The organism is Streptomyces sp. NPDC014864 (assembly GCF_043081525.1).
Classification (GTDB): Bacteria; Actinomycetota; Actinomycetes; order Streptomycetales; family Streptomycetaceae; genus Streptomyces.
The window spans coordinates 1-14,064 of sequence record NZ_JBIBWT010000019.1; the positions used below are offsets into that span (position 1 = coordinate 1).

9 protein-coding genes are annotated in these 14,064 nt (G+C 75.0%); 4 read left to right on the forward strand and 5 right to left on the reverse strand.

What is annotated here, in order from left to right; translation table 11 throughout:
• Positions 1-91: 91 nt before the first annotated feature.
• Positions 92-460, reverse strand: coding sequence for a DUF6479 family protein (locus ACF1A5_RS28045; protein ID WP_392195654.1), 369 nt, complete (start codon positions 458-460; stop codon positions 92-94).
• Between the two features lie 122 nt (positions 461-582).
• Between ACF1A5_RS28045 and ACF1A5_RS28050 the strand changes: the two genes are divergently transcribed.
• From ACF1A5_RS28050 to ACF1A5_RS28065, 4 genes are all read left to right on the forward strand, one after another.
• Positions 583-966 carry a ferredoxin gene (locus ACF1A5_RS28050; protein ID WP_392195655.1) on the forward strand — a complete coding sequence of 128 codons (384 nt, stop codon included), beginning with the start codon at positions 583-585 and terminating at the stop codon, positions 964-966.
• A 247-nt stretch (positions 967-1,213) separates the two neighbouring features.
• Complete coding sequence (locus ACF1A5_RS28055; protein WP_392195788.1) at positions 1,214-2,011, forward strand: oxygenase MpaB family protein; 798 nt, start codon at positions 1,214-1,216, stop codon at positions 2,009-2,011.
• A 128-nt stretch (positions 2,012-2,139) separates the two neighbouring features.
• Entirely contained in the window at positions 2,140-4,407 is a 2,268-nt protein-coding gene (locus ACF1A5_RS28060) for a tetratricopeptide repeat protein (RefSeq protein ID WP_392195656.1), read from the forward strand.
• Positions 4,408-4,431: 24 nt separating this feature from the next.
• Positions 4,432-6,039: a phytoene desaturase family protein gene (locus tag ACF1A5_RS28065; protein ID WP_392195789.1), complete on the forward strand. Its 1,608-nt coding sequence runs from the start codon at positions 4,432-4,434 to the stop codon at positions 6,037-6,039.
• A 99-nt stretch (positions 6,040-6,138) separates the two neighbouring features.
• Here ACF1A5_RS28065 and ACF1A5_RS28070 read toward each other — a convergent pair whose 3' ends face one another.
• The 4 genes from ACF1A5_RS28070 to ACF1A5_RS28085 form a co-directional block, all read right to left on the reverse strand.
• Positions 6,139-8,103, reverse strand: a complete 1,965-nt coding sequence (locus tag ACF1A5_RS28070) for a protein kinase (RefSeq protein ID WP_392195657.1) — start codon at positions 8,101-8,103, stop codon at positions 6,139-6,141.
• A 49-nt stretch (positions 8,104-8,152) separates the two neighbouring features.
• On the reverse strand, positions 8,153-9,736 hold the full coding sequence (locus ACF1A5_RS28075; protein WP_392195658.1) for a vWA domain-containing protein: 1,584 nt from the start codon (positions 9,734-9,736) through the stop codon (positions 8,153-8,155).
• A gap of 155 nt (positions 9,737-9,891) precedes the next feature.
• Complete coding sequence (locus ACF1A5_RS28080) at positions 9,892-12,495, reverse strand: hypothetical protein (protein ID WP_392195659.1); 2,604 nt, start codon at positions 12,493-12,495, stop codon at positions 9,892-9,894.
• Between the two features lie 37 nt (positions 12,496-12,532).
• Positions 12,533-14,017 (reverse strand): hypothetical protein, encoded by a 1,485-nt coding sequence (locus ACF1A5_RS28085; RefSeq protein WP_392195660.1) that lies wholly within the window; start codon positions 14,015-14,017, stop codon positions 12,533-12,535.
• Positions 14,018-14,064 lie beyond the last annotated feature (47 nt).

Sequence of the window (14,064 nt, forward strand, 5' to 3'; positions counted from 1 at the left end):
TAACTCACCCCGGAGCCGTTCCACCTCCCCCAGCCTCATGCCAGGAAGATGCCCACCACCAGACGAGATCACCCAAGGTAACGAAGCACTACTAGTCCCGGCCGGTCTCCGCGCCGCCCGGGCGGCCGGGCGTGTCGCTGCCGTCCCCGGAAGGACGCTCCGGGGTCGTGCCGGTTCGCGACCCGATGTTGCCGTGCGCGGGGATCTGGTGCGGGGTCAGCCGGTCACCGCTCCTGGGCACCTCGTCGGGCTCGCGGTGCTCCATGACCTCGCCGACCGGACCGCCGTCCGGCAGACGCGGCTGCTCCTCCGGCCGGGGCGGGGCGGGCTCGCGGCGGCGGACACGGAAGCCCAGCACGAAGGCGCCGATCAGCAGGGCCACCACGACGAGCCCCACGATGAACGGCCCGGCACCGGCCAGGAAGCCCTGGGCGGCGATCTCCAGCGATGCGGTATCCATGATCCGCGGGTACCCCCGGCCCGCGCGGTGAACCCGGTCACCACGCCGGCGCGGGCCAGGACGGGGACCGTACCCCCTGGGGTACCGGGTTTGACGGGGTCGGCACCGGCAACCCGCGCGATGTGACTACTACACCAGCGACGACATCGCAACAGGAACTGATTCGTTTTCTCGAAGACCGCTTCGCCTGTGCGCAGGCGTGTTCGGAATGCGCCCGCGCGTGCGCGCTGCGTGCCAGCGCGGTCGATCCCGGGGGCACCGACCAGCAGGAACTGGTCCGGCGCAAGGGCATCATGTGCGCGGAGGTGTGCGACGCGACCTGCCGGGTGCTGTCCGAGCAGAACGGCCTCGACGAGGCCGGCATCCGGGCTCAGCTCGAGTGGTGCCGCACCGTCTGCCTGGAGAGCGCACACGTCTTCGACGGTTTCCCCGGCGCCGAGCAGACCGCCGAGGCCTGCCGGGCGTGCGCCCGCGCCTGCACCGAGTTCATGGCCACGCTGAGCTGATCGGGCCACCGAGCCGACCGAGGAGGTGCGCGGACGGGGCCACCGCACGGCATTCCCCATTTTTTGAAACGCGTTCTGCGATATGCGCCGTCAGGGCCGCTCCGGGGCCCCTGGAGGCGCCGGCGTCCAGCGGGAGATCATCTCCTGTTCGGCCCGGGGACGACCGGGTCGGCGTTAGCCTGCCGGGGTGGAGACGACACGTCCGGCCGACCCCGGACTCTTCGGGCCCTCCTCGGTGACCTGGCAGATGCACGGCGACCCGATGATGTGGGTGGCCGGCATCCGCGCGCTGTACCTCCAGGCACTCCACCCGGCCGCCGTCGGCGGCGTCCTGCAGAACTCCGACTTCCGCCGGGACGCCTGGGGCCGGCTGCTGCGCACCGCCCGATTCGTCGGCACGACGACGTACGGGACGACCGAGGCCGCCGAGCGGGCCGGGGCCCGGGTGCGCAAGATCCACAGCATGCTGTCGGCGACCGACCCGCGGACGGGACGGACGTACCGGGTCGACGCGCCCGAACTGCTGCTGTGGGTGCACTGCGCCGAGATCGACTCCTATCTGCACGTCCTGCGCCGCTCCGGATTCCCCCTCACCGACGCACAGGCCGACCGCTACCTCGCCGAGCACCGGGAGAGCGCCCGCCTCGTGGGACTGGACCCCGCGGCCGTGCCCGCCGACCGCGCCGCGATGGCCGCCTACTTCGCCGCGGTGCGCCCGGAACTGGCCGCCGGAGCCGGCGCGCGAGAGGTGGACGACTTCCTGCTCCGCCCCCCGGCGCACCCCCTGCTCGTCCCGGCGCGTGCGGTGCTGTGGCGGCGCGTGGCCCACCTGGCGTACGCCTCCCTGCCGCCGTACGCCCACGACCTCTACGGCAGACCGGCCCCGCCGCCCGCCGTCGTGACCCGCCGGCTGCGGGTCACGGGCGCCCTGCTGCGCCGCGTCCCCGCACGGCTGCGCTGGCAGCTCCCGCCCCGGCAGATCCTGGGGGCGATGGCCCGGCTCGGACCCGAGTCACGTCCCGCACCGTACAAAGTCGGACGATAGCCCGCCATACTGGGCGAGGACCCGCCTTCGGGATCAGGCGGACGCCGGGGTACGGTCGCGGGGCGGTCCAAGGGGAGGTCCCGGCCGGGGGAGGGCGGGGCGGACGGCGACGGGGGCGACGGCGCGAGATGGCGGACACCGGACTGATCCACGGCCGTTACCGGCTGCTCGACCGGATCGGGCGCGGCGGCATGGGCGAGGTGTGGCGCGCCCGCGACGAGTCGCTGGGCCGTCAGGTCGCCCTGAAGTGCCTCAAGCCGCTCGGCCCGCACCACGACCCGTCGTTCACACGGGTGCTGCGCGAGCGGTTCCGGCGTGAGGCCCGGGTGGCCGCCGCGCTCCAGCACCGCGGGGTGACCGTCGTCCACGACTTCGGCGAGTCCGACGGCGTCCTCTACCTGGTGATGGAGCTGCTCGACGGCCTCAACCTCAGCCAGCTCCTGGAGGGAAACGAGCACCGGCCGCTGCCGGTCCCCGACATCGTCGAGATCGCCGAACAGGTCTCCGCCGCCCTCGCCTACACCCACCGGCAGGGCATCGTGCACCGGGACCTGAAGCCGGCGAACATCATGCGCCTCGCCGACGGCACGGTGAAGATCTGCGACTTCGGCATCGCCCGGCTCGGCCACGACATCGGCTTCACCGCGCGGCTGACCGGCACCGGCGTCGCCATGGGCACCCCGCACTACATGTCGCCGGAGCAGATCGGCGGAACCGAGGTCGACCAGCGCAGCGACCTGTACTCGCTCGGCTGCGTCCTGTACGAGATCGCCACCGGGGCACCGCCGTTCGACCTCGACGACGCCTGGGCGATCCTCGTCGGCCACCGCGACACCCCGCCGACGCCGCCGCGCCGCCACCGCGGCGAGCTGCCCGCGTACCTGGAGCGGATCATCCTCGACCTGCTCGCCAAGCGGCCCGAGCAACGGCCCGGCGACGCCCACGAGTTGTGCCGTCGCATCATCGCGGGCCGGACGGCTCCGGGGTACGTGCCCACGGTGGTCACGGCCCGGCCGCGGCCGGGCACGTCCGAGCCGGGCGCGCGCGGAGGCCGCCTGCCGTCGTGGACGCACGGCATGACCGACGGCCCCAGGGCCACCGGCGCCGTCCTGCGCGCCACACCCGCGGACCCGGACGCGGGACTCACCGGCGCATGGACGGTTCCCCCCGGCACGGACGGCACCTGCACCCCGGTCCCGGGCCCCCGCGAGCGGCCCGCGCCGCGGCCGGAGGGCCCGCCCGCACCGCCCCCGGAGACGCTCACCGCCCTCGCCGGACGGCACAACGCGGGCCTCGGCCTCGGACGCCTCGGCCGCTGGGCGGAGGCGCGGGAGGTGCACCGCGCGGTCGCCGCCGAGCGGGCGGCCCTCCTCGGCGCGGACCACCCCGACACCCTCGCCAGCCGCTTCGAGGTGGCCTTCACACTCAGCCGCACGGGCCGGGCCGGCGAGGCGCTGCGCGCGTACAAGCACGTGACCGGGGCCAGGATCCGGGTGCTCGGCGCCGACCACCCGGACACCCTCGCCGCCCGCCAGGAGATGGCCTACGTCCTCGGGCAGCTCGGCCGCCACTTCGACGCCCACCAGGTGTACCGGTCGGTGCTCGCCGCGCGGGAGCGCACCATGGGCGCGGACCACCCCGACACCCTGCGCTGCCGTCACAACCTCGCCTTCAACCTCAGCCGCCTCGGCCGCCTGGAGGACTCCTACCGCATGGCCTGCGAGGTGGCCGCCGCGCGCGCCCGCGTGCTCGGCCCCCTGCACCCCGACACCCTGGTCACCCGCTACGAAGTCGCCTACGCCCTCGGCCAGTTGGGCCGCTGGACCGAGGCCCTGCAGACCTACGGCGAGGTCGCCGAGGCGCGCGCCGGGGTCCTCGGGCCCGACCACCCCGACACCCTGGCCGCCCGCTACGAGGTCGGCATCAGCCTGGGCCGGCTCGGCCGCAGCGGGGAGGCGCTCCGCCTCTACCGCGGCCTCGTCGAGGACCGCACCCGGGTGCACGGCCCCACCCACCCCGAGACCTTGCGTGCCCGGCACGGCCTCGGGGTCAACCTCGGCCGGCTCGGCCGCTGGGAGGAGGCCCTCGACGAGTCCCGTGACGTGTGCGCCATCCGCGAGCGGGTGCTCGGCGCCGACCACCCGGACACCCTGGTCAGCCGCCGCGAGGTCGCGGTCGGCCTCGGCTGGCTCGGCCGCTGGGCGGACGCGCTCACCGAGTACCGCCGGGTGGCCGCCGCCCGCGAGCACGTCCTCGGCCCGGACCACCCCGACACCCTGGCCAGCCGCAACGACGAGGCGCACTGCCTGGAACAGCTCGGCCGCGGCGCGGAGGCCGTCGAGGTGTACCGCAGGGTGGCGGTGCTGCGCCAGCGGCGGGCGGCGGGCGGCCACTGACACCGCCGCCTCGTCCGCCGCCCCCTGGCCGTCGTAGATCATCACGTGTTAACAAGAACCATGACCGCACTCGAAGGACACGGGACGTACGACGTCGTCATCGTCGGCGCAGGCCACAACGGGCTGGTCGCCGCCGCCTACCTGGCGCGGGCCGGACGGTCGGTGCTGGTGCTGGAGCGGCTGGACCACACGGGCGGGGCGGCCGTCTCCACCCGCCCGTTCGCCGGCGTGGACGCCCGGCTGTCCCGCTACTCCTACCTGGTCAGCCTGCTGCCGCGGAAGATCGTCCGGGACCTGGGCCTGGACTTCCGCCTGCGCACCCGCACCATTTCCTCGTACACGCCAGTCGAACGGGACGGCCGCGCCACGGGCCTGCTGGTCGGCGGCGGGGAGCAGCGGACCCGGGAGTCCTTCGCCCGGCTGACCGGCTCCGACCGCGAGTACGCGGCCTGGCAGCGCTTCTACGACATGACCGGCCGCCTCGCCCAGCGGGTCTTCCCCACCCTCACCGAGCCGTTGCCCACCCGTGACGAGCTGCGCCGCCGGGTCGACGACGAGGAGGCCTGGAGGACCCTGTTCGAGGAGCCGATCGGCGTCGCCGTCGAGGACCGCTTCACCGACGACCTGGTGCGCGGAGTGGTCCTCACCGACGCGCTCATCGGCACCTTCGCCGATGCCCACGACCCCTCCCTCCAGCAGAACCGCTGCTTCCTCTACCACGTGATCGGCGGCGGCACCGGCGACTGGGACGTGCCCGTCGGCGGCATGGGCGCCCTGACCGATGCGCTCGCGGACGCCGCCCGCCGCGCGGGCGCCGTCATCGCCACCGGTCACGAGGCGGTACGGGTGGCGACCGACGGCCGGGCCGCCGAGGTGACCTACCGGCACCGGGACACGCAGGGCACCGTCGGCGCCCGGCACGTCCTGGTGAACGCCTCGCCCGAGGCACTGGCCGCACTCACCGCGGACGCCCCGCCGGAGCCCGCCGAGGGCGCCCAGCTGAAGGTGAACATGCTGCTCACCCGGCTGCCGCGGCTGCGGGACGCCTCCGTCGATCCGCGCGAGGCGTTCGCCGGCACCTTCCACATCGCCGAGGGCTACCGGCAGCTGGCCGCCGCGCACGCCCAGGCCGCCGCCGGCGCGCTGCCCGAGGCGCCGCCGTCCGAGATCTACTGCCACTCCCTGACCGACCCCACCATCCTCGGCCCCGACCTGGTCGAACGGGGCTACCAGACGCTCACCCTCTTCGGCCTGCACACGCCCGCCCGGCTCTTCGCCCGGGACAACGACGGTGCGCGGGAGGACCTGCTGAAGGCGACGCTGGCGCAGCTCGACGCCCACCTGGCCGAGCCGCTCGCCGACTGCCTCGCCACCGACGCGGACGGGCGCCCCTGCATCGAGGCGAAGACCCCGCTTGACCTCGAACGGGACCTGGGGCTGCCCGGCGGCAACATCTTCCACCGAGCCCTGAGCTGGCCGTACGCCGTCGAGGGCACCGGCCGCTGGGGCGTGGAGACCCCGCACGCCAACGTGCTGCTGTGCGGCGCGGGGGCGGTCCGTGGCGGCGGCGTCAGCGGCGTGCCGGGGCACAACGCCGCCATGGCCGTCCTGGAGGCGGCCCAGGGCGGCTGACGGCCCGTCGACGATGCGTCCCGTCCGACGCCCGGGGCCCGGACGTGCGCTCAGGGGCCCCGGATCTTCCGGGGCCCCTCGGCTTCGGAGCCCCGGCGGCTAGAGGCCCGTGACGGTGTCCGGTGCCCCCGCCGCGGGCAGCGCGTGCAGCGTGCCGCTGGACGAGGCGGCATGGACGCTCCGCCCGCCGGGGGCGCAGGCCACCGCCAGGATCTGGCCACCGAGGTCGAAGCTCTGCAGCGACGCCCCGTCCGCCGCGCCCAGCAGGTGCAGCCGCCCGCTCCACCCGCCCGCGTAGACGGCGGCGCCGTCGGTGCACAGCGCGAAGAACTCCTCGTGCTCCCCGTACGGCGCGCTCCAGACGGTCTCGCCGGTCGCCGCGCCCAGACAGTGGACGGTGCCCGCGGCGTCCCCGACGATCACCGTGCCGACCCCGCGGACCGGCGCGGCCACCACCGGCCCGCCGAGCCGCACCTCCCACACGGTCGAGCCGTCCGCCGCGGCCAGGCACCGCACCCCACCGTCGCTGTCCGCTGCCAGCAGCCCCTCGTCCAGCGGCAGCGGCGGCGCCAGGACCGGCGCGGGCAGCCGCGCCGGAGCCGCCCAGCAGACGCCGCCGTCCTCGTCGTCGACGGCGAGGATCTCCCGGCCCCTCGCGGCCGACAGATACACGTGCCGGGCACCGGCCGCGACCGGCACCGCCGGGTCGCCCGAGCCGCCGGTGAGCGGATCGGTCCGCCACCACACCCGTCGGGTGACCGCGTCGAAGTGGTGCAGCCGGCCGATGGCGTCGCCGAGGAACACGCTCTGCCCGCGCAGCAGCACCCGGGCCTCGGTCAGACTGCCCGCCGGCACGGACCACCACAGCCGGTGCTCCCGGGCGTTCCACGACTCCAGCCGGCCACCGGAGTCGCACACCAGCAGCACCCCGCCGTCCGCGCACAGCTGCACCGGAGCGGTGAAGTCCGCGCGGCGGGCCGTCTCCCGGCCGGTGGCGGCGTCCAGCCAGCGCACCGCGCCGGTGCCGTCGGCGGTGACCACGCCGCCCTCGTCGGTGGCCACCACGCTGTGCGGCCACTCCCCGACGTCGACGCTCCAGCTGCGCCGCCCGGGCCGGAACGGCACGGTGAGGTCGGCGGCGTTGCCCGCCGACGCGAGGAGGTCACGCAGCCGGGCACGGTGGTCGGCCAGCAGGCGGCCGGTGTCCTCGGGCAGCCGCAGCGCGCCCGGCCGGCCGAAGCCCTCGGCGACCTCGTCCAGCCGCGGGCGGTCGGCCGGATCCTCCGCCAGGCAGGCGCGGAGCAGCCGGCCGGTGGTGTCGTCCGGCAGCCTGGACAGGTCCGGCGGGCCACCGCCGACGCGGCGCATCAGCATCGCCCGCGCGTCGCTCTCCCCGGTGTACGGGGGATGGCCGGTGAGGGCGTACAGGACGATGCCCGCGATGCCGAAGACGTCGGTCGCAGCCCCCGTCCTGGCCAGTCCCCTGATCTGTTCGGGCGCGCAGAAGTGCGGGTGGCCGATGACCGTGTCGAGGGTCAGGGTGACCCGCTGGCCGCGGATGCGGGTCAGCCCGAAGTCGATGATCCACGGCCCGTCCGGTGTCAGCAGGATGTTGCCCGGGTGCAGGTCCCGGTGCAGCAGACCCTTGCCGTGCGCGGTGTTGAGGGTGTCCACGAGTTCGGCGGCGATCGTGTGCACCGTGTCGCGCGGCAGCGCCCCGCCGTGCGACTCCACCACGCGGTACAGCGACAGCCCGGGGATGAAACGGGTGGCCAGCGTGGGCCGGCGCCCGGCGCCGAAGTCCAGGGCGAGCAACTCGGGGATGCGCGCCCCCTTGCAGCGCTCCAGCGCCTTGCTCTCCTGGTGGAAGCGCTGCATGTGCTGCGCGTCCTCGGTGAACTCCCGCTTGAGGAGCTTCACGGCGGCCAGGGTGTCCGGGCCGTGCCGGTCACCCGGCCGCCGGCCGAGGTAGACAGTGCCGAAGCCGCCCGTGCCCAGCCGGCTCAGCAGCCGGAAGCCCGCGGCCTCGGGCGGATCGGTGGCCGGGTCCAGCGGCATCACCATGTCGACGTCCTCTCTGCGCTGCGGCTCGGGGGTGTGGGGCGCGACCGCGTCACCGCAGGACGGCGGACTGGCTCTCCGTCTCGTGGGAGAAGCCGATGCCGCACAGCACCGTCGACTTGCCCAGGTCGCAGGTGCCGGTGTCGCGCAGCCGCTCCCCTCCCGGGCGCGAGGCCTCCCGCTCGCACCGCAGAGCGAGCACCAGACGCCCTCCCTCCTGCCGCCCGCGTACCGTGATCCGGGCCCGCACGTCGCCGGCGTCCGTCTCCTCGGTGACCTCCCGGCCGCGCAGGAGGACGGTCTGCCGGCTGCCGGACCGCAGATCGGTGACGACCAGCGCCCCGCTGAGCTCCGGGTTGCGCCGCTTGTAGAGCCGCCAGGCCGCCGCGGAGCCCAGCAGCAGCACCAGCAGGACGAGCGGGTAGAGCCAGCCGGGGGTACGCCCGGGCACCGAACCCCGCAGGTCCAGCTCGGTGACCACCGGCTCGCCGGTGGAGAACTTCGGGTCCCCGAGGGAGCCGCGGACCGTCGTCGTCCACGGCGAGGAGACCTCGGCGCGCAGGCCCACCCCCGCCTGGAAGTCCCGGGTGACGGGGACCAGGCTGAACCGGGGGTCCTGATGCCAGGTCAGCGTCATCCGCACGGTGCGCTTCTGGCCCGGCGCCAGGGTGACGGGCCCGGTCGGGGCCAGCCGGGGGCCGCCGGGGCCGCCGGCCGCGCTCAGCCGGACGCGCAACGGCACGTGCCGCGCCCTGGAGACCACGGTGACCTCCAGCGTCCGGGTACGGGCCCCGGTGCCCCTCCCGGTCCGCACGGTCACCCGGCCGCCGCCGGCGTCGCGCACTCCCTCGCCCGCCACCGAGACCGCGACGGTGCCGCCCCGGTCGGCGCGCAGCAGGCTCACCGCCTTCTGGGTGCGCACCTGGTCCTTGGCGCCGCTGAGCTGGGAGCCGAGGGCCGCCGGGTCGACCGGCAGGATGCGCGGGGCGCCGAAGGCGCTGCCGAGGACCTCGGAGACCCCGGTGCCCTCGGCGAGCGGGAGGCCGTAGCCCATGAGCTTGTGGTCGGTCCCCAGCGCGTCGTAGCGGTCCTTGAGGCGCTGCCAGGCCGGGCTGCCCAGGCGGGCGTAGGGGCTGCCGGGCGCGTTGACGGCACCGTCGGTCAGCATCAGCACCGCCCCGACCGGGGCCTTGCTGCGGTCGAGCTGGTCGGCCGCGGCGTCGAGGGCGGCACCGTGATCGCTGGCCGACTCCTTGGCGGAGTCCGGGAGTTCCCTGTCGAGGAGGTGGTCGGTCCGGTCCGCCGGGGACATCGGGTGGACCACGCTGGTCGCCCGCCCGAAGGTGACGACGGCCACCTGGTCTGCGGGAGTGAGCGACTTCAGGAAGTCGGCGAGACGCCGCTTGACCGTGGTGTACAGCGGTACGCCGTCGGGGCCGCGGTCCTGCATCGAGCTGGAGACGTCGACCAGGACGACGTAGGCCGCCGGTACGTCGTCGACCTTCAGCGAACGGTAGATCTCGTCGCGCGGCACCGGAGTGTCCGCGGCCACGGCCGGAGCGGCGCCGGAGACGGCGAGCACGGCGGCGAGGGTGAACAGCGCGGCGCGGCGCGCCGTCGCCCGGATGGTGAACATGAGGTGGGTCCCCCTGGGTTGTGCGGGAGCGGGCTGCCGGCCGCGGCGTGCCGCCGGGCCGAAGCGGGTCGTGGGGTGGTCGGGGTCTGCCGGCGGCCGTGGGCGGCTGCCGCCATGGGTGGTCCGCGGTCGCGGTCAGCCGTGGGCGGTCGGGATCAGCCGCGGCCGTGGGCGGCCGTGGCGTCGAGCCGGCGCAGGCGGCGGATCTCCTGCTCGCACCTCGACTGGTCGTCCTCCAGCTTCCGGATCTGCTGGGCGCGGTCGGTCTTCAGCTGTGTCAGCCGCCGGATGGCGTGGTCGCGGTAGTGCTGCCAGACCCGGCGGTCCGTCCCGCCGCGGGCGAACGCGCTCTCCAGGTCGTCGCGTTCCTCGTCGGCGCGGCTCGCTCCGCCGAAGGCCACCCACTCCCGGTGGTAGGCGTCCAGGACGGTGAGCACGCGCTCGCCCACGCGCCCCTGCGCGGCCCAGGCCTGCAGGGCCGCGCAGAGCTGGTCGTTCTCCGCGCCGGCGCGACGGGCCTCGCAGGCCCGGGCGGCCAGCGTCTCGCAGTCCTCCCGGGTCTCCCCCGCCCGGGCCGCCGCGCGATGCACCTCGCGCACGGCCAGGTCGGAACGCAGCTGTGGCAGACGGGCGGTGAGCCGCTCGAGCCACCGCCGGTCCTCCGGGCCCTCCTTCCAGTGCGGGGCCCCGGTGGCCAGCCGGTGCACGGCGTCGAGGACGAGCTCCGCACACGGACCCTGCCAGTCCAGGATCCGCAGGGTCAGGTCGTGGCCGGTCGGGCCGGGTCCCTCGCCGGTGTGCGGGTCGACCGCGAGGGCGTGCTCCAGCAGGAGCTCGACCACCGCCGGGGCGTGCGGGCGCAGGGAGCGCAGCTCCAACTCGGCCCGCAGGGTCGCGGTGTAGGTGCCGACACGGCCGATCGGGCCGCCGGAGCCCGGCAGTTCGGCCGCCGACGCCAGGGTGCCGAAACCGGAGGGCGCAATCCCGGCCAGGGCGCACAGCACGTCCCAGCGGGCTGCGGTCTCCGGCCGCATCCCGGCGGGCGGCCGCTCCAGCGCGTGCCGCAGCCGCGCCCGCGACGGATCCTCGGCCGCGGAGGACGCCGTACGGGCCGCACAGCCGGTCAGCCCGTGGAAGAAGTCCGCGTGCAGCAGGCCGTCGGTGCGCCCGCAGCGGGCGGCGGCCTCCAGTAGCCGGGCCGCCGCCTCCGGGTGGCCCGCCGCCCACTTCCTGGTGGCCCCGGGCGGGCAGGTGCCGGTGCTCAGCAGGTCGTGCAGCAGCCGCAGTTCGGGGTTGTACTCGACCTCGGGCGCCGCTCCGTCGCCGAGCCACCGCAGCCAGGCGAGTACGGGACCGGCCGGGTCCGGGCCGTCGCACAGGGCCCGGACGAGACGGCCGGCGAGGCCGGGCACGTCGTACAGCAGGCACTGCGTGAACTCCATGGTCCCCTCGGCGAACGGGGCCACGGCGGGCAGGAGCAGCTCGGTCACCGGATCCGGCTCGGTGTCCGCGCGGGTGGCCTGGATCCGCCCGATGGCGAAGGCGAGGATCTCGTCGAGGGGCTTGAGGTCCTCCTTGGTGAGGGAGGTGGCGGCCCGCGCGCTCTCGAAGTTCCGCAGGGCGACCTCCTGCCTGCCCTCGAGCAGATCGGCGATGAGCCGGTCGCGGAACGCCTGGGAGACGCCGGGCTCCGCCATGTGCGCCGCCAGCGGCCCCATGTCGGTGGACTGCCCCGCCAGCTTGCGCCCCGCGAGGACCTGGAGGGACCCGGGGTCGATCCGGGGCCGGCTCAGCGCCAGGTCGATCCGGTCGTTGTCCACGTCGCGGCCCTCGCTGACCTCGTGGGCCACGGCGACCGCGGGGTCCAGGGCGTTCAGCACCCGCAGCGCGTCCGCGTGCGCCGTGGGGCCCGTGACGTCCAGGGGCGTGCGGGCGGCGGCCAGGTGGCGCAGCACGGCCTCGCCGCCGTGCACCGTCCAGTTCTTGATGATGAGGTCGTGGTAGGTGCGCGCCTGCGGGGAGAGCGCGCCGAGGTCCGGCAGCCCGCCGCCCCAGGCCAGGCAGGTCAGCCCGGGGGAGTCGTCGGCGGCCCCCCAGTAGAGGCGCATGGGCACCTCGGAGCCGGAGGAGGTCCAGGTGGCCGCGGACAGGCTGCCGCGCATGCCGTACGGCAGCAGGGCGGCCACGCAGTCCAGGACCAGCAGCAGTTCGAGGGGCTCGTAGTGCCGGTCGCCGGTCACCACCACGGTGCCGTCCAGCAGGTGGGCCGCTGCGGCCGCCAGCCATCCGGTGATCTCCGACACCCGGGGCGTGACCCGGGGGCCGATGTCGGTGAGCAGCCCGCCGTCCTCGGGGACGGGCAGTTCGGCGGGCCCCGTGCCGCCCTCGGACAGCCGTGGGGCGGCGTCGAGGGCGGCACGGGCCAGGCCGCACCAGCCGAGGCCCGCCTCACCGACGTCCGTCACGGGGACGGCGAAGTGACTGATCCGGTAGATCGGGCGGTTGGTGCGGTCCACGGCGGCCGTGCCGTCGAGGAGGAAGACGCCGACCGTGCGTGTCCCGTCCGGCCCGGTGGTGCACCCGATGGTGATCCACGGCAGTTGGTCGCCAGGCGCCGGTGTGCCGGGTGACCAGTGGTGGACGGCGGTGTTGAAGTCGGCGCTCCGGCCGGGCGGGTGGGCGGCGAGAACCCGGTAGCCGCTGTTGGTGTGGGGCTCCTTGCCCCACAGGGCCCAGTCGGCGATCAGCCCCGGTGCCATGGTGGTGTCCTCTCTCGTGCGGGTGTCGGTGGGCGGATCAGGACTGCGCCGGGCCGAAGCCCCGCAGGAAGAGGAACGGCTCGAGGATGTTGACGGGCTGGGGCGGCGCGACGAAGCGGACGTCGTCCTCGACGGGGTTCACCAGCGACGGATTCTCGAAGTCGAAACCCCGTTCGGGATCGACCCAGAATCCGACCGCGGAGCAGACGAAATAACCCACGCGTTCGGGCGCGAAGAACAACTCGATCTGCTGCTGGATCTCCCGCAGACTGCCGTGCGGGAAGGCCTGGCACAACCCGTCGAAAAGGCGTTTGGCGTCCGCCACCTCGGGCTGTCCGGTGCGCGGATTGACCCGGACGTTTCCCTGTTCGCAGGCGAAGCGGAAGACCCGGTCGTCGTCGAACTTCGCCAGACAGACGGCGATGCTGTGCGGCAGCAGATTGCCCTCGCGCTCGCCGCGCATGTTGATCTCGGTGGCCACTCCGGCGAGGACGTCGGTGAAGAAGTCCGCGTTCTGCCGGGCGTCGTCGTTGACCGGACCGTCCTCGCTGTTGACGTGCCACTCCCGGACGGGGTCGACGACGTAGACCATCGCCCGCGACGCCCCCAGGTCCTTGATGAGCTTGCCGCCGAGAGCGGCCCCGGTCTGCGAGTGCAGGTCGAACGCCTCTCCCGGCAGGTCGCGGACGGTGACCTTGAACTCGGTCAGGTCGCGTTCGCGGTCGGCGCCGCGGCGCCACCGCCTGCGGCCGGCCTTGGAGAACCGGGTGCCGGTCAGGTCACCGGCCAGGGTGAAGCGGACCGGGCGCTGCTCGGTGAGGGTGGCGTTGGGGAACGTACGGTCGCGGTAGAGGATGCGCGCCAGGTCGCCGAGGAACTTCTGCGAGGCGTGGTCCTCCGGCCACATGCTCCACTTCCCGTACAGCGGGTCCTGGACCGCGCGCGACAGCGCGGCCAGCAGCGTGGACTTCCCGCTGCCCATGCCACCCCAGAGCGTGACCGTCGACTCGGGTGCGGAGGGCCGGCCCTCCGGCTCCTGGCTGTCGGCTCGTTCTCCGGCGGCCTTCCGGCCGGCTTTCGCGGGCTTGGCGGTCCGGTCGGTCCTGTCGGCCCGCTCGGCCCGGTCCTCCCGGTCCGCTCGCTCGGCCCGGTCGGTCCGGCCGGAAGGCGGGGAGACGCCGGGCTCGTCGAGCTTCTCCAGGAAGACGCTGGGCACCGCGTCGTCCCGCGGAGGGGCCGGAGCCGGAAGGGCGACGGGCCTGCGAGGCTTCTCCTCGGCGGGGGCCGCGGGCGCCGTCCGGGGCAGCGGGGGCGCGGACCCGTTGGCGGCCGGCGGGGCGGTGGCCTGCGGCGGTGGCAGGGCGGCCAGACCGCCGACGAGGGTGGACGGATCCCAGACCGCGAACGGTCCGTCGGCTCCCCGGTCCTCCCTCTTCTTCCGGTCCGGCCCGTCGTTCTTCCCGTCGTGGTTCTCGAGCTCGGACCGGCTCTCGCGCTCGGACCGCGCGTCGTCGTCGACCATGGTGGGGCTCCCGCTGGACGGGCGGCGGAAGTCGTCCGCCGCGCGGT

What these genes read in the sequence shown, in the direction of transcription:
- ACF1A5_RS28045 (WP_392195654.1), bottom strand. Translation starts at nt 460, where the DNA reads ATGGATACCGCATCGCTGGAGATCGCCGCCCAGGGCTTCCTGGCCGGT.
- ACF1A5_RS28055 (WP_392195788.1), top strand. Translation starts at nt 1,214, where the DNA reads ATGCACGGCGACCCGATGATGTGGGTGGCCGGCATCCGCGCGCTGTAC.
- ACF1A5_RS28060 (WP_392195656.1), top strand. Translation starts at nt 2,140, where the DNA reads ATGGCGGACACCGGACTGATCCACGGCCGTTACCGGCTGCTCGACCGG.
- ACF1A5_RS28070 (WP_392195657.1), bottom strand. Translation starts at nt 8,103, where the DNA reads ATGGTGATGCCGCTGGACCCGGCCACCGATCCGCCCGAGGCCGCGGGC.
- ACF1A5_RS28075 (WP_392195658.1), bottom strand. Translation starts at nt 9,736, where the DNA reads ATGTTCACCATCCGGGCGACGGCGCGCCGCGCCGCGCTGTTCACCCTC.
- ACF1A5_RS28080 (WP_392195659.1), bottom strand. Translation starts at nt 12,495, where the DNA reads ATGGCACCGGGGCTGATCGCCGACTGGGCCCTGTGGGGCAAGGAGCCC.
- ACF1A5_RS28085 (WP_392195660.1), bottom strand. Translation starts at nt 14,017, where the DNA reads ATGGTCGACGACGACGCGCGGTCCGAGCGCGAGAGCCGGTCCGAGCTC.